Origin of the sequence: Pseudoxanthomonas sp. SORGH_AS_0997, assembly GCF_031453535.1 — a bacterium.
GTDB lineage: Bacteria > Pseudomonadota > Gammaproteobacteria > Xanthomonadales > Xanthomonadaceae > Pseudoxanthomonas_A > Pseudoxanthomonas_A winnipegensis.
This window is the reverse complement of sequence record NZ_JAVIZI010000001.1, coordinates 1,025,403-1,052,400: the sequence shown is the minus strand read 5'-3', so window position 1 is coordinate 1,052,400 and position 26,998 is coordinate 1,025,403. Positions and strand designations below refer to the sequence as shown.

Here is a 26,998-nt window from a genome sequence, read left to right as displayed (position 1 = left end):
CGAACAGGAGCCCGAGCATGAGTGACACCTTCAAGACCCGCAGCACGCTGGACGTGGCGGGAACCTCCTATACCTACTTCAGCCTTCCCAAGCTCGGCGAGCGCTTCGACATCGCCCGCCTGCCCTACTCCATGAAGATCCTGCTGGAGAACCTGCTGCGCGGCGAGGACGGGGTCAGCGTCACGCCCGAGCACATCGAGGCGGTGGCCAAGTGGGACGCCAAGGCCGAGCCGGACACCGAGATCGCCTTCATGCCCGCGCGCGTGGTGCTGCAGGACTTCACCGGCGTGCCCTGCGTGGTCGACCTGGCCGCCATGCGCGATGCGGTGGTCAAGCTGGGCGGCAAGGCCGAGCAGATCAACCCGCAGATCCCTTCCGAACTGGTGATCGACCATTCGGTGCAGGTGGACGTGTTCGGCAAGCCCGATGCGCTGGACCTCAACGGCAAGATCGAATTCCAGCGCAATGCCGAGCGCTACAGCTTCCTGCGCTGGGGCCAGAAAGCCTTCAACGACTTCAAGGTGGTGCCGCCCAATACCGGCATCGTCCACCAGGTCAACCTGGAGCACCTGGCGCGCGTGGTCATGACCGCCGACAAGGACGGGGTCAGCTACGCCTATCCGGACACGGTGTTCGGCACCGACTCGCACACCACGATGATCAACGGCATCGGCGTGCTGGGCTGGGGCGTGGGTGGCATCGAGGCCGAGGCCGCGATGCTGGGCCAGCCGTCCTCGATGCTGATCCCGCAGGTGGTGGGCTTCGAGCTGACCGGCAAGCTGCCCGAGGGCGCCACCGCGACCGACCTGGTGCTGACCGTCACCCAGATGCTGCGCAAGCTGGGCGTGGTGGGCAAGTTCGTCGAGTTCTACGGCGAAGGCCTGCAGCACCTGCCGCTGGCCGATCGCGCCACGATCGGCAACATGGCGCCCGAGTACGGCGCGACCTGCGGCATCTTCCCGGTCGATGCCGAATCGCTGAACTACCTGCGCCTGTCCGGCCGCAGCGAGGACCATATCGCCCTGGTCGAGGCCTACGCCAAGGCCCAGGGCCTGTGGCACGACGCCAGCAGCCCGCATGCCCAATACAGCGCCACCCTGCACCTGGACATGGGCGAGGTGAAGCCCTCGCTGGCCGGCCCCAAGCGCCCGCAGGACCGCGTCCTGCTCAGCGACATGCAGAAGAACTACCGCGACAGCCTGGCGCCGTTCGCCGAGGCGCGCGAGAAGAAGCGCACCAGCGACGCGCGTCAGGTGGACCGGCTGGCCAACGAGGGCGGCGGCGGCACCGCCGTCGGCGCGCACGAGTCGGTCAACGAGCCGGCCGCCAGCAGTGGCGCGGGCTGGGAGCTGAAGGACGGCGCGGTGGTGATCGCCGCGATCACCTCCTGCACCAACACCTCCAATCCGGCGGTGATGCTGGGCGCCGGCCTGCTCGCCCGCAACGCGGTGGCCAAGGGCCTCAAGTCCGCGCCGTGGGTCAAGACCTCGCTGGGCCCAGGCTCGCTGGTGGTCACCGACTACCTGAAGAAGGCCGGCGTCATGGACGACCTGGAGAAGCTCGGCTTCTACCTGGTCGGCTACGGCTGCACCACCTGCATCGGCAACTCCGGCCCGCTGCCGGAAGACGTCTCGGCCGCCATCGCCAAGGGCGATCTGGTGGTGACCTCGGTGCTGTCGGGCAACCGCAACTTCGAAGGCCGCGTGCACCCGGAAGTGAAGATGAACTACCTGGCCTCCCCGCCGCTGGTGGTGGCCTACGCGATCGCCGGTACCACCGACATCGACCTGACCACCCAGCCGCTGGGCAAGGGCAGCGACGGCCAGGACGTGTATCTCAAGGACATCTGGCCGACCAACAAGGAGATCGGCGACTTCATCGCCAAGACCATCGGCCCGGAGATGTTCAAGAAGAACTACGCCGACGTGTTCAAGGGCGACAGCCGCTGGAACAACATCGCCTCGCCCGACGGCGGCCTGTACCAGTGGGACGCCAAGTCGACCTACATCAAGAACCCGCCCTACTTCGACGGCATGTCGGCGCAGTCGGGCACCATCGACGATGTGCACGGCGCCCGCGTGATGGGCATCTTCGGCGACTCGATCACCACCGACCACATCTCGCCGGCCGGCAACATCAAGAAGGACTCGCCGGCGGGCCGCTTCCTGCAGGAGCGCGGCGTGCAGCCTGCCGACTTCAACAGCTACGGCAGCCGTCGCGGCAACGACGATGTGATGGTGCGCGGCACCTTCGCCAACATCCGCATCAAGAACCTGGTGTTCGGCGGCGAGGAAGGCGGCAACGCGCTGTACTACCCCAAGGCCGGCGGCACGCCGGAAAAGCTGGCGATCTATGACGCGGCGATGAAGTACAAGGCGGACGGTGTGCCGCTGGTGGTCCTGGCCGGCAAGGAATACGGCACCGGTTCCTCGCGCGACTGGGCGGCCAAGGGCACCAACCTGCTCGGCATCAAGGCCGTGATCGCCGAGAGCTTCGAGCGCATCCACCGCTCCAACCTGGTCGGCATGGGCGTGCTGCCGCTGCAGTTCAAGAACGGCGAGAACGCGCAGACCCTGGGACTGGACGGCTCGGAGGTGATCGACATCACCGGCCTGGACGACGGCACGTCCAAGACCGCGCAGGTCGTGGCGAAGAAGGCCGACGGCAGCGAGGTCAAGTTCGAGGTGCGCGTGCTGCTGCTGACGCCCAAGGAAGTCGAGTACTTCCGTCACGGCGGCCTGCTGCACTACGTCCTGCGCCAGCTCGCCGCCAAGCAGGCGGCCTGACCTCGGAATCGATGCACCCGCTCCCGCGCAGCCGCGCGGGAGCGTTCGAATCCGTGCAACCCTCTGCGCCGCAGCCGCGCGTTAATGACATGCATGGCGCCGGTGGCCTAGCAGACATCAGCAAGCACTCCATCGTCGTTCCCGCGAACGCGTGAACCCATGGACTTCCGCACAGACAGTCAACGGCACCGGATTTCCGCGTGCGCGGGAATCCGGATGTGACCGGTCGCCCTTGAAACGACCCCGGCCGGCGCGCCAATGCTGCGCAAGCCCTGGACCTTCTTCTGCGCAAGACCGGTCCAAACCGCGCGCCCTCTAGCGCCCGCTCAGGCCGCCGCGCCTGATCCCTCCGGCCTGACCATTCGGAAAGGTATGGAAAGATTCCGGTTTGCGGCGACTGCCGGTATGCTCATCGCGATTTTTCGGGGGAAACGCCGGATCGGCCGGCCGCGCCTCGACCCTAGCACCCTGGGAGGGGCTTGACACGATGACGCAGGAACGGCCCTGGTTTGCCAGCTATCCCGCAGGAGTTCCGCACGAGATCGACGTCGATGAGTACCGCTCGATCGTCGATGTGCTGGACACGGCCATCGCCACCTACCGCGACAAGCCGGCGTTCTCCAACTTCGGCAAGGTGCTGACCTACGCCGACATCGACCGCCTCAGCCAGCAGATGGCCAGCTACCTGCTGCATGAGCTCAAGCTCAAGCGCGGCGACCGCGTCGCGGTGATGATGCCCAACTGCCTGCAGTACCCGATCTCGATCTTCGGCATCCTGCGCGCCGGGCTGACGGTGGTGAACGTCAACCCGCTCTACACCGACCGCGAGCTGCACCACCAGCTGCACGATGCCGGCGTGTCGACCCTGATCGTGGTCGACAATTTCGGCGTCACCGCGCAGAAGGCGCTGGAAGGCAGCGGCGTGCGCCACGTCATCACCACCGCACTGGGCGACATGCTGGGCTTCCCCAAGGGCCCGCTGGTCAACTTCGTCCTGAAGTACGTCAAGAAGATGGTGCCCGACTACGAGATCGCCGGCGCCGTGCGCTTCAGGGACGTGCTGCGCCAGGGCAGCAAGCCGCTGCCCCAGCTGGACATCCAGCCCGACGACATCGCCTTCCTGCAGTACACCGGCGGCACCACCGGCGTAGCCAAGGGCGCGATGCTGACCCACCGCAACCTGGTGGCCAATATGCAGCAGGCCTCGACCTGGGTCGGCATCAAGACGCGACCGGGCGAGGAGTACATCATCACCGCGCTGCCGCTGTACCACATCTTCGCCCTGACGGCGAACTGCCTGGTCTTCATGAAGTGCGGCGGCCTCAACCACCTGATCACCAACCCGCGCGACATGAAGGGCTTCGTCAAGGAGCTCTCCAAGGCGCCGTTCACCGCGATGACCGGCGTCAACACCTTGTTCAACGGCCTGCTGAATACGCCGGGTTTCGACCAGATCGACTTCAGCCATCTGCGCCTGACCCTGGGCGGCGGCATGGCGGTGCAGCGCAGCGTGGCCGAGCGCTGGAAGAAGGTCACCGGCGTGACCCTGATCGAAGCCTATGGCCTGACCGAGACCTCGCCAGCGGCATGCATCAACCCGATGGACCTGGCCGACTACAACGGCGCCATCGGCCTGCCGGTGCCCTCCACCGACTGCTGCCTCAAGGACGACGACGGCAAGACCCTGCCCGGCGGCGACGACACGGTCGGCGAGCTGTGCATCAAGGGCCCGCAGGTCATGAAGGGCTACTGGAACCGTCCCGACGAGACCGCCAAGGTCATCGATGACGAGGGCTGGCTGCACACCGGCGACATGGCGCGGATGGACGCGCGCGGCTTCTTCTACATCGTCGACCGCAAGAAGGACATGATCCTGGTGTCCGGCTTCAACGTGTATCCCAACGAGATCGAGGACGTGATCGCCGGCATGCCCGGCGTGCTGGAAGTGGCAGCGGTCGGCGTGCCGGACGAGCACTCCGGCGAGGTGGTCAAGGTCTTCATCGTGCGCAAGGACCCGGCCCTGAGCGAGGCCGACGTCAAGGCGTTCTGCCGCGAGAACCTCACCGGCTACAAACAGCCGCGCCGGATCGAGTTCAGGTACGAACTGCCCAAGAGCAACGTGGGCAAGATCCTGCGCAAGGAACTGCGCCAGCAGGAGAAAGCCGCGCGCTGAATGCGGCGGCAGGCGGTCGCCGACCTCGAGTCGGCGCCCCACACATTTCAGGAAGTGTGCGCCCGCCGCAGGCCGTCGGCGAGGGCCTCTGCGCGCTTTGGTGATGTCTATCACACTAAAAACGGACTTTCGCCCGGGTTACTCTAAGTCATTGAGTCACGGGCTTTTTTTGACGCATTTAACACTTGGTTCAGGTGTAGGATCGGCGTCGCCGCGGCCCCCGACGCGGCGACGACCCCCTTCTCTCTCACGCCCTTCAAGAGATCGCCGCCATGAACCTGATCGAAAAGCTCCAGCCGCGTCAGCGCACCTACTCCACCATCCGCACCGAAACGACCCACGAGGGCAACGCGCACTGGCTGTACATGCATGCCGATGCCGCCACCGGCGTGCGCCCGTGCTGCCGCAAGGACATGCTCGACGAAATGTGGTCGGTGATGAACCAGATCACCCTGCCCCCCTCGCAACGCGCCAGCGGCGCGCTGCGCCACTTCGTGCTGGCCTCGGACGCGGCCGCCTATAACCTGGGCGGCGATCTGAACCTGTTCACCCAGCTGATCCGCGAAGGCAACCGCGACCGTCTGCTGGCCTATGCCCAGCGCTGCGTGGAAGGTGTGCACCACCTGCACGTGGGCTTCGGCGGCGACGTGCGCAGCATCGCGCTGATCCAGGGCGATGCGCTGGGCGGTGGCCTGGAGATGGCGCTGGCCTGCCACACCATCGTGGCCGAGGAAGGCTGCGGCATGGGCCTGCCGGAGGTGCTGTTCGGCCTGTTCCCGGGCATGGGCGCCTACTCATTCCTGTGCCGTCGCGTGGCGCCGCAGGTGGCCGAGAAGATCATCCTGGAAGGCCGCGTCTACAGCAGCGAGGAGATGTACAAGCTGGGCGTGGTCGACATCCTGGTGCCTAAGGGCCAGGGCGTGGCGGCCGCCGAGGATCTGATCCGCACCCAGCGCCGCATTCCGCATTCCTATCTTGCGATGAATTCGGCCCGCAACCTGGCCCAGGCCGTCAGCTACGACGAACTGATGGAGATCACCAAGGTGTGGGTGGAGACCGCGCTGGCCCTGGGCGACAAGTCGCTGCGCACCATGGACCGCCTGGTCAAGGCGCAGACCCGCCGCGCCAGCCTGGACGTGGTGGCCTGACCTGCCGGAATGGATTCCCAACCCGGCCGCAAGGCGGGGTTGGTCATTCCATCAAACCTGAAAGACGCTGCGCGCCCGTTGTCTCGGGCGCGGGATGATCAACGCTCGCCGCCATCGCGCGCCTTGCGGCGCTGCTGTGCACGCGCGGCCAGCGCCTCACGCCCCATGCGGAAGTGGCCGTCGAGCTGGTGCATGCGCTGGCGCCATTCGGCCAGCATCTGCCAATCGGCCATGCGCATGAACTGACCGCTCTCCTCGGCCAGACGCGACATGCCCAGGTTGCCGGCGACACCTTTCAGCGCATGTGCGTATTCGCGCATGCGTTCCCAGTCCGGCTGCTCGCCGGCGCGCAACATGCCGTGGAAACAGGCCTCGGCGTCGTTGAGGCATTGCTGGACGAATTCCTGTTCGAAGGCCTCGCCCATGCCCAGCTGCAGCAGTTCGTCCAGCACGTGCGGATCGAACACCTCGGCCTGGCTCGCGCCGGCCGCCTCGTTGCCCCGCGCCACGCCAGGCTTGGCAGCCGTCTGCCGCAGACCACTGTTGCTGGCGATGTCGTTGAGCGCATCCAGCAGCTTGCTCGCCACCACCGGCTTGGCCAGGAAGGCGTAGGCGCCGGCCTGCTCGCAGCTGCTGATCGATTGCGGGGTGACATCGGCGCTGAGCACCAGCACGGGCGTGCGCGGGCCGCCGCCGGCCTGCATCACGCGCAGTTCCTTGAGCAGGTCCAGCCCGCTCATGCCGGGCATGTGCAGATCGATGATGGCCGCGTCGTAGTCGGTCACCGCCAGGGCATCGAGCACATCCTCGCCGCCGTTGACGCAGACCACGCGGTGGCCGGCCTTCTGCAGCAGGCGCTGCAGCACCATGCGGTTGGCCTCGTGATCGTCGGCCACCAGGATCTGCATGCTGCGCACGCGCGCACGATGACGCAGGAAGGGGTCGGAGAAGGCGATGACATTCTCCGCGCGCACCTCCTGCGCGGCGCCTGCCTCGGCCCAGTCCTCGACCTCGTCGATGTCCTCGGCCAGCACCGGCACCATTGGCGTCTCGCTGGGCACCACGCCGTCGAACGGCACTTCGACCCAGAAGGTGCTGCCCAGACCGACTTCGCTCTCGAAGCCGATGGCTCCGCCCATGGCCTCGGTCAGGCCCTTGGCGATGGCCGCGCCCAGGCCGGTGCCTCCGTAGCGACGGCTCAGGCTGACATCGGCCTGCTCGAAGGCCTCGAACAGCCGGTCCTGCAGCCGCGGCGGGATGCCCACTCCGGTGTCGATCACCGTGAAGCGCAGGCGCACGCGCGCATCGATCGAAGGCACGGTGACGACCTGGATGCGCACGCCGCCGCGGTCGGTGAACTTGACCGCGTTGCCGACCAGATTGATCAGCACCTGACGCAAGTGGCGCGCATCGCCCATCAGCGTGGCCGGCACGTCGTCGGCGAAGTGGACGGTGTAGTCCAGCTTCTTGGCCTTGGCCTGCGGCAGCATGATGAAGCCCACATGCTTGACCAGCTCGCGCGGGGCGAACTCGCTGATGTCCAGGCGCAGCTTGCCGGCCTCGATCGCCGAGATGTCCAGCACCTCTTCCACCAGCGCCAGCAGGCTGCGGGCCGAGGCCTGGATGGTGTTCAGGCATTCGCGCTGCTCGGCGTCCAGGCGCGTGGTGGCCAGCACCTCGGTCATGCCCGACAGGCCGTTGAGCGGCGTGCGGAACTCATGGCTCATATTGGCCAGGAAGCGGCTCTTGGCCTCGCTGGCGCGGCGCGCGTCGGCGCTGGCACGGGTCAGCTTGCGCAGCAGGTTGGAGAAGTACAGCGGCACCGCGGCCAGGCCGCCGATCAGGCCGATGCCCAGCTTCAGATTGGACAGCCAGTAGTCGGTCATCAGGACCGTGGTGGTGAAGCTGACCATCGCCATGGCCACGGCCAGGTACAGATAGTTGTTGCCGTAGCGCATGCCGTTGCCGACGGTGACCCACATCACCACCACATACACCCAGCCCAGCGGCTCGCCCATCTGGATCATGCCGGCGGCCATCAGGCCGTAGTCGGCGAGCATGCCGATGATCCGGCGCGTGTCCGAGCGCTCCGGACGCAGCCACATCCAGCCCAGCAGGATGCAGCCCAGGGTCAGGCCGCTGAGCACGATGGCCAGCACACCCTCGTACTGTGCGGCCGGCAGCTGCGCGCGCACCGGCGGCAGCAGCACGTACATCAGGATCAGGCTGATCAGCGCGATCCGGACCAGGGCCTGGCCGTGTTCGTTGTCGCGACGCGCCGGCAGGCGCACTTTGAACTGTTGCAGCAGGGCGGCCATGGGACTACTCCAATCCGGGGCGTGCTTGCAGCGTCGAATAACGGTCGCAGATCTGGTCCAGCCGCTCGCGGCCACGGAACAGCGCGTCCACGCAGGCCGGGTCGAACAACCGCCCGCGCTGCGCGTAGAGATAGGCCAGCGCCGCATCGCGCGTCCATGCCGGCTTGTAGGGGCGTGCGGAGATCAGCGCGTCGAACACGTCGGCCACCGCCACGATGCGCGCCTCGATCGGGATCTGCTCGCCGCGCAGGCCGTCGGGATAGCCGCTGCCATCGAAGCGCTCGTGATGGCGCAGGGCGATGATCGCGCCGGTCTGGATCAGCCGGTTCTGGCTGCCGCTGAGCAGCTCATGGCCGATCTTCGGATGCCGGCGCATGACCGCCAGCTCCTCGGCGTCCAGCGGGCCGGGCTTCATCAGCACCGCGTCGGGGATGGCGATCTTGCCCATGTCGTGCAGGGGCGCGGCCAGCTCGATGGCGCGCACGTCCTCCTCGCCCATGCCCAGCTGCTCGGCCACCAGCGCGGCGATGCGCGCCATGCGCTCCAGGAAGGCGCTGGTGCCGCTATCGCGGTACTCGATGGCGCGGGCCAGGCGCGAGAGCGTCTCGCGCTCGCGCTCCTCGACCTCGTGCATGCTCGACAGCAGGCGCTGCTCCAGCGACAGCGCGCGCTGCTTGACGTTCTCCGACTGCTGGCGCAGCTGCAGCAGGTTGCGACAGCGGGCGCGCAGCTCGCGCGGGCGCACCGGCTTGACCAGGAAATCGATGACGCCGGCCTCCAGCGCGGCCTGGCGGATCGGCTCGTCGCCGACCACGGTGATCAGGATCACCGGGATGTCGCGGTGCATGGGCAGGCGGCGGAAGCGGCGGGCGAACTCCAGCCCGTCCATGCCCGGCATGCGGTAGTCCAGCAGCAGCAGGTCGGTGCGGTGCTGGCTGCACCACTCCAGCGCCACCTGCGGGTCGCCGAAGTCGTGCACCGCCAGCTCGGTGGCGATGTCCTCGATCACGTGGCGCAGCATGGTCCGCGCGGACGCCTGGTCGTCGATGATGACGATGTTCAATTCGCTACCTGCGCCATTGGGCCAGCGTTGCTGGTCCGTCGGGGAGGACACCGCAGTGAACACGCGGCTCGGGGTAAGCATGAAACACCACCTCTCGGGGGATTACGAGGCTGCCAGAATGTGAAAGAACCCCGCCGCATCGGGATTCCCGCCTCGAATCGCGGCGCACGCCACGGATCGAGACCTACTGTCAAGCATGAAGCATGCCACCGAACCCGAGTCGGATCTTTCGGCAAAAAACCGTCAATCCCTGATGGAAAGACGTCCAACCCGGTGGAAAGGGGCCAAATGCAGCCGTTTCGAGGCGTTTGGTCCGCGCGCAAAAAGTTTCCTATGCAACCAATTGAGAGCCGAGCAGGCTGGCCTGCCCGGCTGCGTCACTTTTCAACCCTGGGTCTCGGGCCGCATGTAGGGGAACAGCAGCACGTCGCGGATCGAGGAGGTGCCGGTCAGCAGCATCACCAGACGGTCGATGCCGATGCCCAGGCCGCCGGTCGGCGCCATGCCGTACTCCAGGGCGCGGATGTAGTCGGCATCGAAGTGCATGGCCTCGTCGTCGCCGCTGTCCTTGGCCTCGACCTGGGCGCGGAAGCGCGCGGCCTGGTCTTCGGGATCGTTGAGCTCGGAGAAGCCGTTGGCGATCTCCTTGCCGTTGATGAACAGCTCGAAGCGATCGGTGTAGCCGGCCTCGGTATCGCTGGCGCGGGCCAGCGGCGAGACCTCGACCGGGTGGTCGGTGATGAAAGTCGGCTGCACCAGGGTGTGCTCGACGGTGGCCTCGAAGATCTCCAGCAGCAGCTTGCCCCAGCCCCAGGACGGCTTGACCTTGATCCCGAGCCGCTCGCAGTGGCGCCGCAGGGCGTCGCGGTCGGTGCAGTCGGCGGCGGTGATCTCCGGGTTGTGGTGGCGCACGGCCTCGTCCATGCGCCAGCGGCGGAACGCCGGGCCCAGGTCGATCCGCGCGCCGTCCCATTCCACCTGCGTGGTGCCGAGCACGGTCTGGGCGGTGTCGCGGATCACGCCTTCGGTCAGGTCCATCACCTCGTGGTACGTGGCATAGGCCTCGTACAGCTCGAGCATGGTGAATTCGGGGTTGTGGCGCGTGGAGACGCCTTCGTTGCGGAAGTTGCGGTTGATCTCGTACACGCGCTCCAGGCCGCCGACGACCAGACGCTTGAGATAGAGCTCCGGCGCCACGCGCAGGTACAGCTGCAGGTCCAGCGCGTTGTGGTGCGTGGTGAACGGCTTGGCCGTGGCGCCGCCGGGGATGTAATGCATCATCGGCGTTTCCACTTCCAGGAAGCGGCGCGCGTCGAGCCAGGCGCGGATGGCGCGGATGATCTTGCTGCGCTTGATGAACACCTCGCGCGACTCGGGCGTCACGATCAGGTCGACATAGCGCTGGCGATAGCGCTGCTCGACGTCGCTCAGGCCGTGCCACTTGTCCGGCAGCGGCCGCAGCGACTTGGTCAGCAGGCGGATCGTGGTGGCCTTGATCGACAGCTCGCCGGTCTTGGTGCGGGTCAGCGTGCCTTCCACGGCGATGATGTCGCCCACGTCCCAGCCCTTGAACGCGGTATAGGCCTCGCCCAGCGTATTGCCCTGCAGGAACAGCTGGATGCGCCCGGACTCGTCCTGCACCTGGGCGAAGCTGGCCTTGCCCATCACCCGCTTGGCCATCAGCCGGCCGGCCAGCTTGACCTGGCGATCCAGCCCTTCGAGCACCTCGGCGGTGAAGGTCTCCGCGTCGGCGAACTCGGCCTGCAGATCGCCGGCATAGACCTCGCGCTTGAAGTCGTTGGGATAGGCGATGCCCTGCCCGCGCAGCGCGGTGAGCTTGCCGCGGCGCTCGGCGATGAGGCTGTTCTCGTCGGAGGGCGTGGTGGTGGGCTGGTCGGTCATGGGGTGAGGACTAAGGTTGGGAGAAGTGAGAAGTAAGAAGCGAGCAAGGGCAGGAGACGGCGAGTGTGGCGGCAGGCACGGCCCGCCTCGACTCACCTCTCACGCCGCTCCACGCACTCCTGCCTTCAGGCGTCGACGCGCTTGGCGCCCGCGTCCAGGCCGGACTTGAGGCTGGCCTCGAGGAATTCGTCCAGGTCGCCGTCGAGCACCTTCTGCGTATCCGAGCGCTCCACGCCGGTGCGCAGGTCCTTGATGCGGCTCTGGTCGAGCACGTAGTTGCGGATCTGGCTGCCCCAGCCGATGTCGGACTTGGTGGCTTCCAGCGCGTTCTTCTCGGCGTTACGCTTCTGGATCTCGATCTCGTAGAGCTTGGCCTTGAGCATCTTCATGGCGCGGTCGCGGTTGGCGTGCTGGCTGCGCTCGGTCTGGCAGGCCACCACCACGCCTGACGGCACGTGGGTGATGCGCACGGCCGACTCGGTCTTGTTCACGTGCTGGCCGCCGGCGCCGGAGGAGCGGTAGACGTCGGTCTTCAGGTCGGCCGGGTTGATCTCGATGTCGATGTTGTCGTCGACTTCGGGCGAGACGAACACGCTGGTGAAGCTGGTGTGGCGCCGGTTGTCCGAGTCGAACGGCGACTTGCGCACCAACCGGTGCACGCCGATCTCGGTCTTGAGCCAGCCGTAGGCATAGTCGCCTTCCACGCGGAAGGTCGCCGACTTGATGCCGGCCACTTCGCCGGCCGAGGCCTCCATCAGCTCGACCTTCCACCCGCGGCCCTCGGCCCAGCGCAGGTACATGCGCAGCAGGATCTCGGCCCAGTCCTGGGCCTCGGTGCCGCCGGCACCGGCCTGGATGTCGACGAAGGCGTTGGTGGCGTCCATCTCGCCGGAGAACATGCGCTGGAATTCCAGCTTGTCCACGTCGCGGGCGAAGCGTTCGACGTCGGCGACCACCGCGTTGGCGGTGTCCTCATCGGATTCCATCTCGGCCAGTTCCAGCAGCTCGCTGGCGCCGTTGAGGCCTTCGGTCAGGTCGCGGATGCCGTTGACCGTGCGGTCCAGCTGGGCGCGCTCGCGGCCCAGGCCCTGGGCGCGCTCGGGGTCGTTCCAGATATCGGGGTTTTCGAGCTCGCGCTCGACTTCTTCCAGACGCTCGCGCTTGGCGTCGTAGTCAAAGATACCCCCTGAGCGAGCCCAGCCGCTCGGTGAGGTCGGCGATGCGCTGGCGGACGGGATTGAGTTCGATCATGGGAGCGATGCGATGCGTGGCAATGGATAGCCCGCCATTCTAGCAAGACTGCCCGAGAGGCCCCTTTTTTCGGGTCTTCGCAGCAGTTCGGGGCCCAGTGAACAGACTTCGGTGCCCAGCCTCGACCCGGCCGGGCGCGGCTCCTCGGCTCGGTCCGCCATCCATGGCGGACTCGCCGCCGCGGGCCATCCCTGGCCCGCTCTCCGCGCGCCCGGCCGGGTCGAGGCCCTGCGACGGATAGCGCAGGACTTCTTTCGACCCGAAGCGTTAGAGCATGACGCGCGAGGCAGCGGGCCGGCGGGCGGTGGCCGCGACGAGCGAGGCAGGAGCCGAGCGCCCGAATCAGGGCAGGACGCCCTGATTGAGGGAAAAGCGGACGCCGCCCGCCGGACCGCTGCCCTTCCGAAGCCGAGACGCTCACGCGTAGCGGCGCCCGATCAGGAGAAAAGCCCCTCATCAGCAGCCCGAACGCGTCGCCGGGAAGTCACACGCACCTCTCATCGCGGCTTGCACTGGCGCCATGTCGCTGTCCTTCGCTCAGACCGCCGCGCGCAGCGCCGGCTGTCCTGCGTCCGAGTCGACCGGCTGCGCCAGCAGCCGCGTGGCCAAGGTGCGGGCGGCAGCGCGCAGCTCGGGCACGGCGGTGATCTCCCATAGCTGGCCCCGCAGCAGCGGGCCCAGGCAGTACAGGCCGGGCACCGCACTGCCGGAACGATCGCGCACCTGCAGACGCTCGTCCACGTCCACGCCCAGGCCCAGCGGGTCCGCACCCAGCAGGCCTGCGTCGCGTAGGGTGGCCACCAGCGGATGGCTGGTGCGCTCGATGTCGGTATCCAGCCCGGTGGCCCGGATCAGGACGTCGAAATGACCCACCCACGCGCTGGTCGCGCCACGCGGCCGGACCAGCGCCTCGACCTCGTGCGCGCCCAGCCGCGCGCGCAGCAGACGCCCGGCCAGCACCCGCAGCTGGCCGCGATCCTGCAGGGCCTGCAATTGCTCGGCGACCTTGGGCGCCACCCGATGGCGCAGCGCCTCCCAGTGCGAGCGCATGTGGCGCAGAAACCGGGCGCGATCGGCCTGTTCCAGTCCACGCCAGAACGGCTGCAGGTGCGGGCGCAGCGCATCAATCAGGCGCCGCCAGTCGTCCACCACCGCGGAGAGCTGGCGCAGCGTGCGCACCAGCCCGCGCAGATCGTGGTCGCGCAGGCTCTGCTGCACGCTCGGCGGCAGCTCGAGCGGCGCCCCGGGCGCCTCCAGATGGGGCAGCGGCATCAGGCCATGGCGCGAGAGCACCGTAATCGGCCCGCGATGGTCGCGCTGGCGCAGCGTCACCACCACATCGGCCATGGTCAGTCCAGTGCCGACGATCAGCAGCCGCGCGTTCGGCGCGATGGCGTCGATCGCCCCGTCCTGCCACGGCCAACCGATGTAGCGCCGGTCCACCGCCAGGCGCGGACCGACGCCGGCCAGGCGCTGCGGCGGCAGCGCGCCCACGCACAGCACCACGCGGTCGCTGAGGAAGTCCTCGCCATTGCCCAGCAGCACGCGGAAGCCGCCGGGCACGCGGTCCACCGCAATGACTTCTTCCTCGATGCGGGCGAAGTTCTGGGCCTGCGCCGTGGCCTGGTGCAGCTGGTCCTGCAGATAGTCGCCGTAAGCCAGCCGCGGCAGGAACCCCAGCCGCCCGCCCTCGCCCAGCGCCAGCGCATCGGCGAACCCGGTCGGCGCGTCGGCGACCAGGCCCAGGTCCTTGGCGCGCGCATTGAGCAGGTGCTCGGGCCGCGCGGCACCATAGGCCACGCCGCGGCCGAAGGTCTCCGGCTGACCGACCAGCGTGACGCGGGCCTGGGGCCCCCCCTGGCGCAGCAGCTCCGCCGCGAGTGCGCTTCCACAGAAGCCTGCCCCGATCAGGGTGATGTGCATGGCGATCCTTCCTGTCTCCCAGCGGAACGCCCATCTGACCGCAGCCCGATGCGCCCGGTGTAAAGGAGGAGTTAGAACCGTGGAAACGCTTTCTGCCGACTCGGCATGAGCACATGCCGCGTCGTTATCACGTGCTGGAGTCCTCGGCTTCGCCGCCGGCATCCAGGCGCCGGCTCTCGCGGCGCGGCGCGGTGAACGGGGTCGGCGTGGCAGGCGCGGTGTTGCCGATCAGCAGCGGAATGCCGGCGCGGACATCGCCGGCGGCGACCTCCAGATCGAAGCGCTCGGCGTCCAGCCGGCGCACTTCGCTGGCCGTGCGCGCCGCCACGTCCTCGTCCACGCCCATGGCCTCCAGCGCGGCCTGGCCGAAGCGCACTGCCGATTCGAAGGTTTCGCGGATCTGGAAGTCCACTCCGGCCGCGACCAGCTTGAGTGAATGCTCGCGGTCGAAGGAGCGCGCCAGCACCCTGGCCTGGGTGAACTCCTGCTGGGCCAGTTCGACAATCAGACTGGTGGTCTCGGGCCTGTCGGTGCAGATGGCGATCAGGCGCGCGGTGGACGCACCGGAGGCACGCAGCACGTCCAGGCGCGTACCGTCGCCGAAGAACACCTTGAAGCCGAACTCCTCGGCGCTGCGGATCATGTCGATGTCGCTGTCGATGATGGTCACATCGATGTCGCGCGCCAGCAGCGACTGGCTCATGACCTGGCCGAAGCGGCCGAAGCCGATGATCAGCACGCTGCCGCTCTGGTCGTGCACCGCCTCGATGCCCTCCATCGAGGCGGTCGCCTGCGGCATGAAGCGGCGCGCCACGAGCACCACCAGCGGGGTGAGCACCATCGACAGCACCACCACCGCGGTCATGGTCGCGCTGATGGTGGGGTCGATCAGGCCGGCGGCCAGCGCGGCGGCATAGAGGACGAAGGCGAACTCGCCGCCCTGGGCCATCAGCACCGCGCGGTCGAGCGCCTCGCCATGGCTGCTGTGGGTCAGGCGCGCAACCACATAGATGCACAGCGCCTTGGTCACCATCATCGCCACCACCAGCCCGGCGACGACCAGCGCGTTGTTGGCCACCACCGACAGGTCCAGCGACATGCCGACCGAGAGGAAGAACAGGCCCAGCAGCAGGCCGCGGAACGGCTCGATGTCCGCCTCGATCTGATGGCGGAACGTGGACTCGGACAGCAGCACGCCGGCCAGGAACGCGCCCATCGCCATCGACAGGCCGCCCAGCTGCATCAGCAGCGCTGCGCCCAGCACCACTAGCAGGGCGGCGGCGGTCATCACCTCGCGCGCCTTGGCCCGCGCCAGCAGCCGGAACAGCGGATTGAGCAGCCACAGCCCGGCGGCGATCAGCCCGGCCAGGCAGGCCACGCTGATGCCGATGGACATCCCGCGCGAATGCCCGCCGCTCTCGGCCGGCAGCGGCGAGAGGAACGCGACCAGCGCCAGCAGCGGCACGATCAGCAGATCCTCGAACAACAGCACCGCGACGATCTTCTGCCCATGCGGCAGCGCGATATCGCCGCGCTCGCCGAGCAGCTGCATGACGATCGCGGTGGAGGTGAGCACGAAGCCGGCCGCACCGACGAAGGCCACCGCCCCATGCAGGCCGAACAGCATGCCCACGCCGGTCAGCGCCGCGGTACACAGCGCGATCTGCAGCGAACCCAGTCCGAAGATCTGCCTGCGCAGGCCCCACAGATGCGAGGGCCGCATCTCCAGCCCGATCACGAACAGGAACAGCACCACGCCCAGCTCGGCCACGTGCAGGATGGACTGCGGATCGTTGAACCAGCCCAGCCCGAACGGGCCGATGACCAGGCCGGCGGCCAGATAGCCCAGCACCGAGCCCAGGCCCAGACGGCGGAACAGCGGGACAGCGACCACCGCCGCGCCCAGCAGGGCGACCACGTTGACCAGTTGGCTGGATTCGGATTCGACGCTCATGCACCGAGTCTAACGGCGCATGTCAGCGCTGCAATGTGCGCCGTCGCGGATCAGTGTGTGCTGACCTGCTTGTCAGGCGGGCCGCCACGCGCGGCGGTTTCCAGCGACGCCGTGACGATCAGCACCACCGTGGTCAGCGCGTTCAACCACAGCAGCCCCAGCGACTGCGCCAGGCACGCCAGCGGCAGCAGCAACGCAAGCCCGATCAGATGCGAGAGCGGAAAGCGTCCATAGACCGCGCGCTTGTACAGCCCGTTGCCCGCCAGGAACAGTCCGGGACCGGCCAGCATCACCAGCACGAAGGCCAGCGTCATGTGGCCATGCGGATGGGCGATCATCAGATCGTTGCCGACCGCGGTGACGATGACGCTGCCGACGATGGCCACATGCAGATAGTGGAACAGCGCGCCATAGCGGCCCGGATCGTCGGCTTGGACGATGACCTCGGTCGCATCGCGCACGGCGATATTGAAGTACAGCCACCACATCGCCAGGCTGCCGACGAAGGCCGTGGCAAAGGCGATCATCTCCGCCGCGTCCCAGGCCGGCGCATGGGCCAGCGTGGCGCCGGTGATCAGGATCGATTCGCCCAGGGCCACGATCACGAACAGCGCGCAGCGCTCGACCAGATGGCCGCCTTCGATGGTCCACTCGCGCGCGCTGTCCGACCGGCCCAGGCCGGGCACGGGGAAGCCGAACATCGGCGAGATGTACTCGCACGCCACCGCCAGGCCCCACAGCAGCAGCCGCCAGCCCGGCTCGGCCAGGCCACCGCCGATCCACAGCGCCGCGCACAGGACGGCCCAGGCCAGGATGCGGCTGAAGTTCGGCCCCAGAGGATGGTCGCCCAGCTGCAGGCGCAGGAACAGCGCTCGCCCCACCTGCATGACCGCATAGCAGCCGGCGAACAGCAGAGCGCGCTCGCCGAAGGCCTCCGGCAGCGCGGCGGCGAACAGCAGCCCCACGCCCATCAGCGCGAACAGCATCACCCGGATCGGCCGGGTCTCCGGGTCGAACCAGTTGGTCATCCAGCAGGTGTACTGCCAGCCCAGCCAGACCGCGAACCACAGCAGCAGCGCCTGGGCCGCCCCCAGCACGGTCAGATGCCCGAGCAGGAAGTGCGAGACCTGGGTGACGGCGAACACGTAGACCAGGTCGAAGAACAGTTCGGCGTAGCTGACCTTGGCCTCACTGCCATCGCGCACGCGCAGCAGCGGATGCGGCGTGGTCGCGGCCGGGACATCGCGTACGGGTGCGTGCCCGTGGCTCATGGCCAGACGCCGCGGCGCGGCAGCTTGAGCGCCAGCACCCAGGCCAGCGCGACCGGCACGAGAAAGATCAGCGCCTGGATCGGCGCTTCTTCTTCCAGCGTGTAGCCGTGCGCCAGGCCGGTGCGCAGATTCCACAGCACCGCCAGCAGCCACAGCACGGTGAAGCCGATCGCGCCCTGGCGGCGCAGGCGCGCCGGCATGCGCAGCACGACGCCGAGCGCGATCAGCAGCCCGGCCACGATCAGGATCAGGCTACGCATGGGGTGCGGCGCGTCTCGGGCAGGAGGATGGCCGGCACGTTAGCGCAAGGCGGGCGCACGCCGCATCTCTTCGCCGGCCGCCTCAGGGTGCTGCGGCGCCGCACACCGGACAGTCGGGGTCCGGCGGCAGGGCCAGCTCGTGGAAGCGCATGCCCAGCGCGTCGAAGCCCAGCAGCCGTCCGGCCAGCGATTCGCCCAGGCCCAGCAGCAGCTTGATCGCCTCGGTCGCCTGCAGCAGGCCGATCACGCCGGGCAGCACGCCGAGCACGCCGGCCTGCGCGCAGTTCGGCGCCAGCGCCGGCGGCGGCGGCGCTGGGAACAGGCAGCGATAGCACGGCACCTGGCCCCGCCGGCGCCCGGCGTCAAACACGCTCACCTGCCCTTCGAAGCGCTGCACCGCGCCGTACACCAGCGGCCTGGCGTGGCGCACGCAGGCGTCGTTGAGCAGATAGCGCGTGGCGAAGTTGTCGGCGCCGTCGATCACCACGTCCACGCCGTCGAGCAGCGCCTCGACGTTGTCGGCCGTGACGCGTGCGGCCACCGCGTCGATGGCGATGTCCGGATTGAGCGCCTGCAGCGTCTGCGCCGCCGAGCTCACCTTGGGCTGGCCGATGCGGTCCTCGCCGTGCAGGATCTGGCGCTGCAGGTTGCTGCGCTCGACCACATCGTCGTCGGCGATGCGCAGCCGGCCCACACCGGCCGCCGCCAGATAATAGGCGGCCGGCGATCCCAGCCCGCCGGCGCCGACGATCAGCACGCGCGCATCGCGCAGGCGCTGCTGGCCGGCCGGGCCGACTTCCGGAAGCAGCAGATGGCGCGAGTAACGCTCGGCGAAGCGCGCCTGCTCGGCGTCAACGAGCGGCATGACCAGGGGCAGCCCGTCGGCGATCCAGCGCGTGGTGCCGCCCTCGACCGAGGCCACGCGCAGATAGCCGCGCTCCAGCAACGCCTGCGCGGCGGCGAGCGAGCGCGCCCCGCTCTGGCAGATCAGCAGGACCTCGCGCGACAGATCGGGCAGGTGCGTCCGCGGCGCGGCCTCCAGGACGGCGCGTTCGATGCCCAGCGCGCCTTCGGCCTGGCCCTGCGCGCGTTCGTGTACCTCGCGCACATCGATCAGCACCGCGCCGGCGGCCTGACGCGCGCGCGCCTGCGCGGGCGTGAGCAGTTCGATCTTCATCCCCAGGATTATCGTCGACGCCGTGTCATGCCGGCATCGGCGCCCCGAGCGCGTAGATCGCACGCCTGCTCGATGCTCGGTGAGAGCTGCCGTCTCTTCCGATCACATCGCGCCCTCCCTGTAGAGCGGAGCTTGCTCCGCTGGGGCTTTCCCATGACGGGGCGAAGAGCAGCGGAGCAAGCTCCGCTCTACAGATAGGGTCGCCCCCAGCTGTCAGTAGGGCAGCACCGTCACCGGCGTCCCCGCCGCATAGTGCCGCTCCCCCGCCTCCAGCACGATCAGCGCATCGCTGTCGGCCGCCCCGCGCAGCTGGTGCGAGGCCTCGGCCGGATTGGGTTCGACCAGCAGCACGCCCGTCTCGCTGCTGCGCAGCCGCCCGCGCAGGAACTCCAGCCGATCGTGCGTCTTGCGCCAGTCGCTGGCCAGGCAGGCGGTGAACCGCGGGCGCGGCTGCGCCCTGCCCTGCAACGCATCGATCAGCGGCCGCCCCAGCGCCAGGAAGGTCGCCAGCACCGAGACCGGATTGCCCGGCAGACCGAGCATCAAGGCCCGCTCCAGCGCGCCGAACAGCACCGGCATGCCGGGCTTGATCCGCACCTTCCAGAAATGCACCTGACCCTGCGCCTGCAGCAGCCCGGGCAGCAGATCGCGCTCGCCGGCCGAGACCCCGCCAGCGGTGATCACCAGGTCGAACGCGCTGGCCGCATCGCGCAGCGCGGTCTCCACCCGCTGCGGATCGTCGGGCAGGCGCGGCCAGGCGACCGGCTCCAGGCCGAGCTGGCGCAGCAGGCCCATGAGCAGGTCGCGGTTGCTGTCGTAGATCTGCCCCGGCGCCAGTGGCATGCCCGGCTCGACCAGTTCGTCGCCGGTGGAGAACACGGCCACGGTCGGCTTAGGAAAGACCGCCAGATCGGCGTGGCCGAGCGCGGCGGCCAGCGACACGCGCGCCGGGGTCAGCACCTGGCCGGCCTCCAGCACCTGCGCGCCGGCCTGCACGTCCTCGCCGGCGCGGCGGATGTCGTGGCCCGCCTGAATCCCCGCCGGCACCGTGACGCGCGCGCCATCGACCTGGACCCGCTCCTTCATGACCACCGCGTCGGCGCCGCCCGGCAGCGGCGCGCCGGTGGTGATGCGCGCGCACTGGCCGGGCTGCAGCACCAGGCCGGCCTCGGGTCCCGCGAACTGCTCGCCGGCCAGCGTCAGCGTGGTCGGCGCCTCGGGCGAGAGGTCGGCGCTGCGCACCGCGAAGCCGTCCATGCGGCTGTTGTCGAACGGCGGCAGCGGGAACTCCGCGCCGACCGCCTGCGCCAGCACGCGGCCATCGACGCGCTGGATCGCCAGCCGCTGCGGCGCCGCGCGATGCTGCGCCCCGATCCGCGCCACGATCTCCAGCGCCTGCGTGTAGTCGATGCGCGTGGGGAACGTCATGGGCTTACTTGCCGCGCTTGACGTGGCGGATCAGGCGCTTCTTCTTGGCGATCTGGCGCTCGGTCAGCACGTTCTTCTTGCCCTCGTAGGGGTTGGCGCCCTCGCGGAACAGGAAGCGCACCGGCGTCCCCACCAGCTTGAAGCGCTTGCGGAAGAAGTTCTCCAGGTAGCGCTTGTAGGACTCGGGCAGCACCTTCAGGCGCGTGCCGTGGACGATGAACGTCGGCGGGTTCTCGCCGCCCGGATGCACGTAGCGCAGCTTGGAGACATGGCCGCGGATGCTCGGCGGCGGGTTGGACTCGTAGGCGATCTCCAGCGCGGTGTTGACCTCGCTGGTGCTGAAGGTCTTGGTGGCCGAGGCATGCGCGCGGTGGATGGCGCGGAACAGCTCGCGCAGGCCCGAGCCGTGCTTGGCCGAGATGCGCACGGCCTCGGCCCATTCGACGAAGCCCAGCTTGCGCGAGAGCAGCTGTTCGGCCTGCTGGCGCTGGTAGTCGGTCAGCCCGTCCCACTTGTTGACCGCCACCACCAGGGCGCGGCCGGCGTCGAGGATCGCGCCCAGCACGCTGGCGTCCTGGTCGGTCACGCCTTCGCTGGCGTCCAGCAGCAGCACCGCGACCTGGCACTGCTCGATGGCCTGCAGCGTCTTGACGATGGAGAACTTCTCCACCACCTCGTCCACGCGGCCCTTGCGGCGCAGGCCGGCGGTGTCGACCAGCCGGTACAGGCGGCCCTCGCGCTCCAGGTCCACTGCGATGGAGTCGCGCGTGGTGCCCGGCACCTCCGAGGCGATCATGCGCTCCTCGCCCAGCAGGCGATTGACCAGCGTGGACTTGCCGACGTTGGGCCGGCCGACGAAGGCGATGCGCATGCGCTGCGGGTCTTCGTCCAGCAGTTCGCCGGCGCCCTCGGCCGGGACGCGTTCGAGCACTTCCTCGACCAGTTCGTCCACGCCCTGGCGATGCGCGGCCGAGAGGGTCAGCACATCGGCGAAGCCGTAGCGGGCGAAGTCGGCGCGGGCGGCCTCCTCGTCCACGCCGTCGATCTTGTTGAGCACCAGCAGGGTCGGCCGCGCGGTCTTGCGCAGCCAGGCCAGGATCTCGTCATCCAGCGCCGAGGCGCCCTCGCGCGCATCGACGATGAACAGCACCAGGTCGGCCTCGGCCGCGGCAGCGCGCGACTGGCGCGCGGTGGCGCCGGCCAGGCCCTCCTCGTCGCCGGCGATGCCGCCGGTGTCGACCAGCACGAACGGGGTCTCCGGCTGCAGCCGGCAAACGCCGTAGTTGCGGTCGCGGGTCACGCCGGGCTGGTCGTGCACCAGCGCGTCGCGGGTGCGCGTAAGCGCATTGAACAGCGTGGACTTGCCCACGTTGGGGCGGCCCACCAGGGCGACGAGAGGCAGCATTGGAAACCAGACCTGGAAGGCGAAGAATGAGCGGGGCCGGTGCCGGCGGCCCGCCGCGCGGACCCGGCGGCGCGGCCATGGGCACGCGGCGAAGGCGGCACAGGATACGAAAACGGGGAGCCGGACGCATGTTCCGGCTCCCCGTGGGTCTTGCGTGGAAGGCTTACTTGATGCGGAACGCGGTCAGCTTGCCGTCGATGTTCTGGACCAGCAGCACGCCATCGGCGACCACCGGGGTGGCGCGGATCGGGTCGCCGCCGGCGCGTTCGCGCGCGGCCAGCTCGCCGTTGTCCAGGCGCAGCCAGTGCACGTAGCCGTCGTAATCGCCGACCACCGCGTAGTCGCCCTGCACCGCCGGCGCGGTCAGCGCGCGGCGCAGCAGCTTCTGGTTGGACCACAGCGAACCGCCGCTGGTCTTGTCCAGCGCCCACACCACGCCGCCCTTGTCCGACAGCACGACACTGGACGGGGCCAGGCCGAGGCCGGCGACGCCGCCCTTGTCGCGGCTCCACATCGGGCGGCCGCTGGGGCCGTCGATGGCCAGGGTCGCGTTCTTGTAGCTGGAGGCGTAGAGCGTGGTGCCGTCGATCACCGGCGGCCCGTCCACGTCGGCCATGCGGTCCAGCTCGGTGCGGCCCTCGGGCTGGCCCACGGTCTGGTCCCACAGCGCATGGCCGTCGTTGAGCGCCAGCGCGGTCATGGTGCCGTCGTCGTTGCCCACGAACACCAGGCCCGGGCCCAGCGTGACCGGGCCGTTGCCGCGCACCGTCAGCGCCGGCTGCTCGCGGTTCCAGAACCAGCGGCGCACGCCGTCGGTCACCTGGAAGCACAGCACCTGGCCGTCGTTGGCGTGCACCAGCACGTTGCCCTGGCCGATGGTCGGCGGGGCGATGATCTCGTTGCTGGCCTTGGCGGTCCACTTCTCCTCGCCCGTGGCCGGGTCCAGCGCGAAGAGCTTGCCCGACAGCGTGCCGACCACCACCAGCCCGTCGCCGGCGCCGACGGCCGAGACGCGCTCGTCCTTCATCTTGTGGTGCCACAGCTCCTTGCCGGTCTGCAGATCCAGCGCCTTGACCCCGCCCTCGATCGCCGCGGCATAGACGTGGCCGTCGGCCACGGCCGGGCCCTCGCGCACGCCGAGCAGCTTCTCGCCCTTGCCCACGCTGGTGGACCAGAGCTTGTCGATCTGGATGCTGGGCTCGAACTTCTCCAGCTTGACCGGCTCGGTGGCGGCCTTCTCGGCGGCCTTCTTGTCGTCGGTGAACCAGCCCTTGACCGTGCTGCAACCGGACAGGACCGCCACCAGCGCGACCACGGCGGCCGCACGCTTCATGTTCACAACCACTTTCATCAGATCGACTCCGCGGACCCGGGCGGTGTGCCGCCGGCGTTGGTGAGCTTGATTTCGACCATCTGGCGCTGCGGCGAGGCCACGTCCAGGCTGGTCAAGGCTTTCAGATAGGTCTCGCGGGCCTGGTCGCGCTTGCCCGCCAGGACCAGCGCATCGCCGCGCACTTCCAGCGCCGAGGCGCTGTCGTAGGAGGCCAGCAGCTTGATCGCCTCGTCCTGCTTGCCCGCGGCATTAAGCAGGCGCGCGGCGTGCAGGTCGGCGTACGGCTTGACCGGCGAATCGGCCTTGACCGCCTTGAGCGTCGCCAGCGCGGCGTCGTTCTGCTTGGCCTTGACCTGCGCCTGGGCCAGCTGCAGCAGCGCCAGCTCGGTGTAGATCGAATCGGCGTCGTGCTTCTGCAGCGCGGCGACCTTGTCCTGCGCGGCCTTCAGATCGGTGCCGCCGATGGCCTTGACCGCCTCGGCGTAGCTGGCATAGCCGGCCTGCGACTGCTGCTCGCGGTGCTGGCCGTACCACTTCCATCCGAAGATCAGCGCCAGCCCCAGCGCGATACCGCCGATAATCCCGGCGCCGTTGTTCTTGAGCCAATTGCGGACGCGCTCACTCTGCTCGTGCTCGTCCAGCAGGTCATCGATTGCCATGCGTACTCTCGCCCCGCCATTGCGCGGGGTCATCTAATTGCGACAGGTGGACCCTCGCGGGTCAGTCCTGAACCGGCGCGAGTGATCCGTCGGAGGATACCGCAAAGCGTGCCACGTTGGCCCGCTGATACGGCGTCAGGTCCACCGTACTCCCGGCTCGCTGAACCTGAACCGCGTTCGCATTGCCCAGTTTGACCCGGGCCACCTGCCCGGCCTGGAAGCTGCGCGTCTGGCCGGCCTTGAGCAGGCCGCGCTCCAGACTCTGGCCATCGGGGCCCTGCACGTCGACCCAGCTGTCGCCGCTGAAGGTGAGCGTCAGCGCGGCGGCGGCCGGCGGGGTCTCACGGGTCAGGCGCGGTGCCATCGAGGCGGTGATCGGGGCGTTGTCCGGCTCGACCTGCGGCGCGGGCGCCGGGGCGGCCACGGGCGCGGCGGCGGTGACGTTGGAGGGCGCCAGCGGCGCCATCGCCTTTGGCACTTCGTCCAGCGAGGCGGTCTTCAGTGCCGGCTTGCCCGAATTGTTGGAGACCACCAGCCAGAACGGCACGGCGAAGAAGCACACCGTGATCACCACATACACCGCGCGGCGCGCGGTGGACTCCAGCACGCGCTGGTAGCGCGGGGTGTGGGTGCGGCTGACCAGTTCCACCGGGCGCACGGCCTGCAGCAGCGACTGGTCCAGGTAGGCGCCGATGTCCACGCCCAGGGCGCGGGCGTAGCTGCGCACGTGGCCGCGGACGAAGACCGGGGCGCCCAGCGCCTCCCAGTGGCCGGATTCGAGAATCTCGACCACCCTGGCCGGCACCTTGAGCCTGGTGCCCGCCTGGGCGACGGTCATGCCCTGCTGCTCGCGCGCCTGGCGCAGCAGCGCGGCGATCTGCGCCTGCTGCGCTTCGCCGGATGCGGGTTGGGTCGTGTTGCGATCCATCATGGTCTTGCACTATCCCCGGGACTTGCCGCAGCGGCTTGTGGGAACTCCGCCCGCAGACGCTGTCGATATCTCTCGGCGGCAGCCTTGTCGCCAAGCCTGTTCTCAATGTCAGCCGCAAGTTGTAACACGCTTGCGTCGACGGGTGCAGCCGCGATGCGCCGCTCGATGAAGGCGCGCGCGTCCATGTCGTGGCCGATCCGGTGTTCGTTGCGCGCCATCGACAGCAGCGCATAGGCATTGTTCGGGTCCAGCGCCAGCGCCTTGCGCAGGTCCCGCTCGACCCGCTCGTACTGGCCGGTCTGCAGGGCGCAGCCGCCGGCGTTGGCCAGGGCCGCGGCCGGGGTCGGATAGCCCGGCGCGGCGATGGCGCGGTCGAACCAGACCAGCGCCTCGGCCGGATAGCCGTTGGCGCACAGCCAGGCCCCGTAGTTGTTCATCATGCCGCCGTCCTGCGGCGCCAGCTCGGCCGCCTGGCGATAGTGCTCGCCGGCGCCCTTGGTGTCGCCGCGCGCGCCGTCGACGATGGCCAGGATGGTGTGGGCCGCGGCGGACTTCGGATTGGCGCGCAGCACCTTGTTCGACTCGCGCTCGGCGGTGTCCAGGTCGCCCACGCGCAGGCGCTGCTCGGCCATGCCCAGCGATTCGCTTTCCTCGATCCGCTTGCGCGTGGCCTTGTCGTCGCTGACGTGATAGTCGCTGGCCGGCGTCTGCACCGGCTTGACCCCGCCCTTGGGCCGCACGAAGGTCAGCCGCGAGCAGCCGGTCGCGGCCACGGCCACGAGCAGCCCGGCGAGCAGGAGGTTATGCGGCCGCATCGCCCAGGCCCTGCTCGCGCAGCTGGCGGTTGAACTCGGCCTGGCGCCGGGTGCGGTCCATGACCTGGCCCTTGAGCTGGCCGCAGGCCGCATCGATGTCGTCGCCGCGGGTGCGGCGCACCATCGTCAGCACCTGCGCATCGAGCAGGATCTTCTGGAACGCGCGGATCTGCGCCTCGTCCGAGCGCTCGTAGCGCGTGCCCGGGAAGGGATTGAACGGGATCAGATTGACCTTGCCCGCCTCGCGCGACTGCATCTGGTTGCCGAACTGGCGCATCAGCCGCGCCAGCGAACGGGCGTGCTCGGGCTGGTCGTTGACGCCCTTCATCAGGGTGTACTCGAAGGTGATCGAGTCGCGCTTGGGGCTGGCCTTGAGGTAGCGCGCGCAGGCGGCCATCAGCTGCTCGACCGGGTACTTCTTGTTGAGCGGCACCAGCTGGCTGCGCAGCTCGTCCTGCGCCGCGTGCAGGGAGACCGCCAGCGACACGTCGCTCTCGGTGGAGAGGCGGTCGATCATCGGCACCATGCCGGCGGTGGACAGCGTCACGCGCTTGCTGGCCAGGCCGTAGCCCAGGTCGTCGCGCATGATGCTCATGGCGCGCACGACGTTGTCGAAATTGGCCAGCGGCTCGCCCATGCCCATCATCACCACGTTGGTGAGGCGACGGATCTGCGCCGGCACGTTGCCCAGGTGGCGCGCGGCCACCCAGACCTGGCCGATGATCTCGGCCGTGGACAGGTTGCGGTTGAAGCCCTGCGTGGCGGTCGAGCAGAACTGGCAGTTCAGCGCGCAACCGACCTGCGAGGACACGCACAGCGTGCCGCGGGTCTTGTCCGGGATGTAGACCGTCTCGATGGCGTTCTTGCCATCGGCGCCCATCGACAGCAGCCACTTGTGCGTGCCGTCGGCGGAGGGCTTGTCGAACACCACGTTCGGCACCACCACCTCGGCGTGCTGCTGCAGCTTGGCGCGCAGCGGCTTGCCCAGGTCGGTCATGCCGTCGAAGTCGGTGACGTAGCGGTGATGGATCCACTTCATCACCTGATGGGCGCGGTAGCGCTTCTCGCCGAGGGTCTCCTCGAAGAAGCGCTCCAGGCCCGCCCGGTCCAGGTCGAGCAGATTCTGCTTGCGCGCCGGCGCACCGGCGAGCGGCTCGCCGATGTTGGTCACGCTGGGAATCGGCGCGATCTGGCTCATCGA

19 protein-coding genes are annotated in these 26,998 nt (G+C 68.9%); 3 read left to right on the top strand and 16 right to left on the bottom strand.

Going from position 1 to position 26,998, the window contains the following annotated elements:
* The first annotated feature begins 17 nt into the window (after positions 1 to 17).
* The 3 genes from acnA (at position 18) to QE438_RS04820 (ending at position 6,107) form a co-directional block, all read left to right on the top strand.
* Positions 18 to 2,786: an aconitate hydratase AcnA gene (acnA, locus tag QE438_RS04830; protein ID WP_307184010.1), complete on the top strand. Its 2,769-nt coding sequence runs from the start codon at positions 18 to 20 to the stop codon at positions 2,784 to 2,786.
* A 487-nt stretch (positions 2,787 to 3,273) separates the two neighbouring features.
* Positions 3,274 to 4,959, top strand: a complete 1,686-nt coding sequence (locus QE438_RS04825) for an AMP-binding protein (RefSeq protein ID WP_306992124.1) — start codon at positions 3,274 to 3,276, stop codon at positions 4,957 to 4,959.
* A gap of 272 nt (positions 4,960 to 5,231) precedes the next feature.
* Positions 5,232 to 6,107, top strand: a complete 876-nt coding sequence (locus tag QE438_RS04820; RefSeq protein ID WP_306992126.1) for a crotonase/enoyl-CoA hydratase family protein — start codon at positions 5,232 to 5,234, stop codon at positions 6,105 to 6,107.
* A 98-nt stretch (positions 6,108 to 6,205) separates the two neighbouring features.
* Here the strand turns inward: QE438_RS04820 and QE438_RS04815 are convergent, their stop codons facing one another.
* The 16 genes from QE438_RS04815 to rlmN all read right to left on the bottom strand — a co-directional run bounded on the left by QE438_RS04815 (position 6,206) and on the right by rlmN (position 26,995).
* Positions 6,206 to 8,425: an ATP-binding protein gene (locus QE438_RS04815; protein WP_306992129.1), complete on the bottom strand. Its 2,220-nt coding sequence runs from the start codon at positions 8,423 to 8,425 to the stop codon at positions 6,206 to 6,208.
* 4 nt (positions 8,426 to 8,429) lie between these two features.
* Positions 8,430 to 9,569 (bottom strand): two-component system response regulator, encoded by a 1,140-nt coding sequence (locus tag QE438_RS04810; protein ID WP_130518628.1) that lies wholly within the window; start codon positions 9,567 to 9,569, stop codon positions 8,430 to 8,432.
* Between the two features lie 303 nt (positions 9,570 to 9,872).
* Entirely contained in the window at positions 9,873 to 11,390 is a 1,518-nt protein-coding gene (gene lysS / locus QE438_RS04805; RefSeq protein WP_306992131.1) for a lysine--tRNA ligase, read from the bottom strand.
* A gap of 125 nt (positions 11,391 to 11,515) precedes the next feature.
* A protein-coding gene (gene prfB, locus QE438_RS04800) for a peptide chain release factor 2 (protein ID WP_130531328.1) occupies positions 11,516 to 12,641 on the bottom strand; the annotation gives its coding sequence in 2 pieces (ribosomal slippage) (positions 11,516 to 12,565 and positions 12,567 to 12,641; 1,125 coding nt in all).
* A gap of 537 nt (positions 12,642 to 13,178) precedes the next feature.
* Positions 13,179 to 14,564: an FAD/NAD(P)-binding protein gene (locus QE438_RS04795; protein WP_306992133.1), complete on the bottom strand. Its 1,386-nt coding sequence runs from the start codon at positions 14,562 to 14,564 to the stop codon at positions 13,179 to 13,181.
* Between the two features lie 127 nt (positions 14,565 to 14,691).
* Positions 14,692 to 16,518, bottom strand: coding sequence for a monovalent cation:proton antiporter-2 (CPA2) family protein (locus QE438_RS04790; RefSeq protein WP_306992136.1), 1,827 nt, complete (start codon positions 16,516 to 16,518; stop codon positions 14,692 to 14,694).
* Between the two features lie 50 nt (positions 16,519 to 16,568).
* The gene (locus QE438_RS04785) at positions 16,569 to 17,789 is read right to left on the bottom strand and encodes a low temperature requirement protein A (protein WP_307184011.1); all 1,221 of its coding nucleotides are present in this window, start codon (positions 17,787 to 17,789) and stop codon (positions 16,569 to 16,571) included.
* Positions 17,786 to 18,049: a hypothetical protein gene (locus QE438_RS04780; RefSeq protein ID WP_306992140.1), complete on the bottom strand. Its 264-nt coding sequence runs from the start codon at positions 18,047 to 18,049 to the stop codon at positions 17,786 to 17,788. The genes QE438_RS04785 and QE438_RS04780 overlap by 4 nt, the downstream gene beginning before the upstream one ends.
* A gap of 82 nt (positions 18,050 to 18,131) precedes the next feature.
* Positions 18,132 to 19,226, bottom strand: coding sequence for a molybdopterin-synthase adenylyltransferase MoeB (gene moeB / locus QE438_RS04775; RefSeq protein ID WP_306992142.1), 1,095 nt, complete (start codon positions 19,224 to 19,226; stop codon positions 18,132 to 18,134).
* A 213-nt stretch (positions 19,227 to 19,439) separates the two neighbouring features.
* Complete coding sequence (gene glp / locus QE438_RS04770; RefSeq protein WP_306992144.1) at positions 19,440 to 20,654, bottom strand: gephyrin-like molybdotransferase Glp; 1,215 nt, start codon at positions 20,652 to 20,654, stop codon at positions 19,440 to 19,442.
* 4 nt (positions 20,655 to 20,658) lie between these two features.
* The gene (gene der / locus QE438_RS04765) at positions 20,659 to 22,059 is read right to left on the bottom strand and encodes a ribosome biogenesis GTPase Der (protein ID WP_130518646.1); all 1,401 of its coding nucleotides are present in this window, start codon (positions 22,057 to 22,059) and stop codon (positions 20,659 to 20,661) included.
* Positions 22,060 to 22,222: 163 nt separating this feature from the next.
* Positions 22,223 to 23,410, bottom strand: a complete 1,188-nt coding sequence (gene bamB / locus QE438_RS04760) for an outer membrane protein assembly factor BamB (RefSeq protein ID WP_130522458.1) — start codon at positions 23,408 to 23,410, stop codon at positions 22,223 to 22,225.
* Entirely contained in the window at positions 23,410 to 24,051 is a 642-nt protein-coding gene (locus tag QE438_RS04755; protein WP_286577545.1) for a tetratricopeptide repeat protein, read from the bottom strand. Before QE438_RS04755 ends, bamB begins: the two co-directional genes overlap by 1 nt.
* Positions 24,052 to 24,112: 61 nt before the next feature.
* Entirely contained in the window at positions 24,113 to 24,979 is an 867-nt protein-coding gene (locus QE438_RS04750; RefSeq protein ID WP_130518813.1) for a helix-turn-helix domain-containing protein, read from the bottom strand.
* The gene (gene pilW / locus QE438_RS04745; protein WP_130531312.1) at positions 24,979 to 25,797 is read right to left on the bottom strand and encodes a type IV pilus biogenesis/stability protein PilW; all 819 of its coding nucleotides are present in this window, start codon (positions 25,795 to 25,797) and stop codon (positions 24,979 to 24,981) included. The genes QE438_RS04750 and pilW overlap by 1 nt, the downstream gene beginning before the upstream one ends.
* Positions 25,784 to 26,995 (bottom strand): 23S rRNA (adenine(2503)-C(2))-methyltransferase RlmN, encoded by a 1,212-nt coding sequence (gene rlmN / locus QE438_RS04740; RefSeq protein ID WP_306992149.1) that lies wholly within the window; start codon positions 26,993 to 26,995, stop codon positions 25,784 to 25,786. The genes pilW and rlmN overlap by 14 nt, the downstream gene beginning before the upstream one ends.
* Positions 26,996 to 26,998 lie beyond the last annotated feature (3 nt).

Coding starts and splice junctions, on each gene's coding strand:
- acnA (WP_307184010.1), top strand. CDS start 18: ATGAGTGACACCTTCAAGACCCGCAGCACGCTGGACGTGGCGGGAACC.
- QE438_RS04825 (WP_306992124.1), top strand. CDS start 3,274: ATGACGCAGGAACGGCCCTGGTTTGCCAGCTATCCCGCAGGAGTTCCG.
- QE438_RS04820 (WP_306992126.1), top strand. CDS start 5,232: ATGAACCTGATCGAAAAGCTCCAGCCGCGTCAGCGCACCTACTCCACC.
- QE438_RS04815 (WP_306992129.1), bottom strand. CDS start 8,425: ATGGCCGCCCTGCTGCAACAGTTCAAAGTGCGCCTGCCGGCGCGTCGC.
- QE438_RS04810 (WP_130518628.1), bottom strand. CDS start 9,569: ATGCTTACCCCGAGCCGCGTGTTCACTGCGGTGTCCTCCCCGACGGAC.
- lysS (WP_306992131.1), bottom strand. CDS start 11,390: ATGACCGACCAGCCCACCACCACGCCCTCCGACGAGAACAGCCTCATC.
- QE438_RS04795 (WP_306992133.1), bottom strand. CDS start 14,564: ATGCACATCACCCTGATCGGGGCAGGCTTCTGTGGAAGCGCACTCGCG.
- QE438_RS04790 (WP_306992136.1), bottom strand. CDS start 16,518: ATGAGCGTCGAATCCGAATCCAGCCAACTGGTCAACGTGGTCGCCCTG.
- QE438_RS04785 (WP_307184011.1), bottom strand. CDS start 17,789: ATGAGCCACGGGCACGCACCCGTACGCGATGTCCCGGCCGCGACCACG.
- QE438_RS04780 (WP_306992140.1), bottom strand. CDS start 18,049: ATGCGTAGCCTGATCCTGATCGTGGCCGGGCTGCTGATCGCGCTCGGC.
- moeB (WP_306992142.1), bottom strand. CDS start 19,226: ATGAAGATCGAACTGCTCACGCCCGCGCAGGCGCGCGCGCGTCAGGCC.
- glp (WP_306992144.1), bottom strand. CDS start 20,654: ATGACGTTCCCCACGCGCATCGACTACACGCAGGCGCTGGAGATCGTG.
- der (WP_130518646.1), bottom strand. CDS start 22,059: ATGCTGCCTCTCGTCGCCCTGGTGGGCCGCCCCAACGTGGGCAAGTCC.
- bamB (WP_130522458.1), bottom strand. CDS start 23,410: ATGAAAGTGGTTGTGAACATGAAGCGTGCGGCCGCCGTGGTCGCGCTG.
- QE438_RS04755 (WP_286577545.1), bottom strand. CDS start 24,051: ATGGCAATCGATGACCTGCTGGACGAGCACGAGCAGAGTGAGCGCGTC.
- QE438_RS04750 (WP_130518813.1), bottom strand. CDS start 24,979: ATGGATCGCAACACGACCCAACCCGCATCCGGCGAAGCGCAGCAGGCG.
- pilW (WP_130531312.1), bottom strand. CDS start 25,797: ATGCGGCCGCATAACCTCCTGCTCGCCGGGCTGCTCGTGGCCGTGGCC.
- rlmN (WP_306992149.1), bottom strand. CDS start 26,995: ATGAGCCAGATCGCGCCGATTCCCAGCGTGACCAACATCGGCGAGCCG.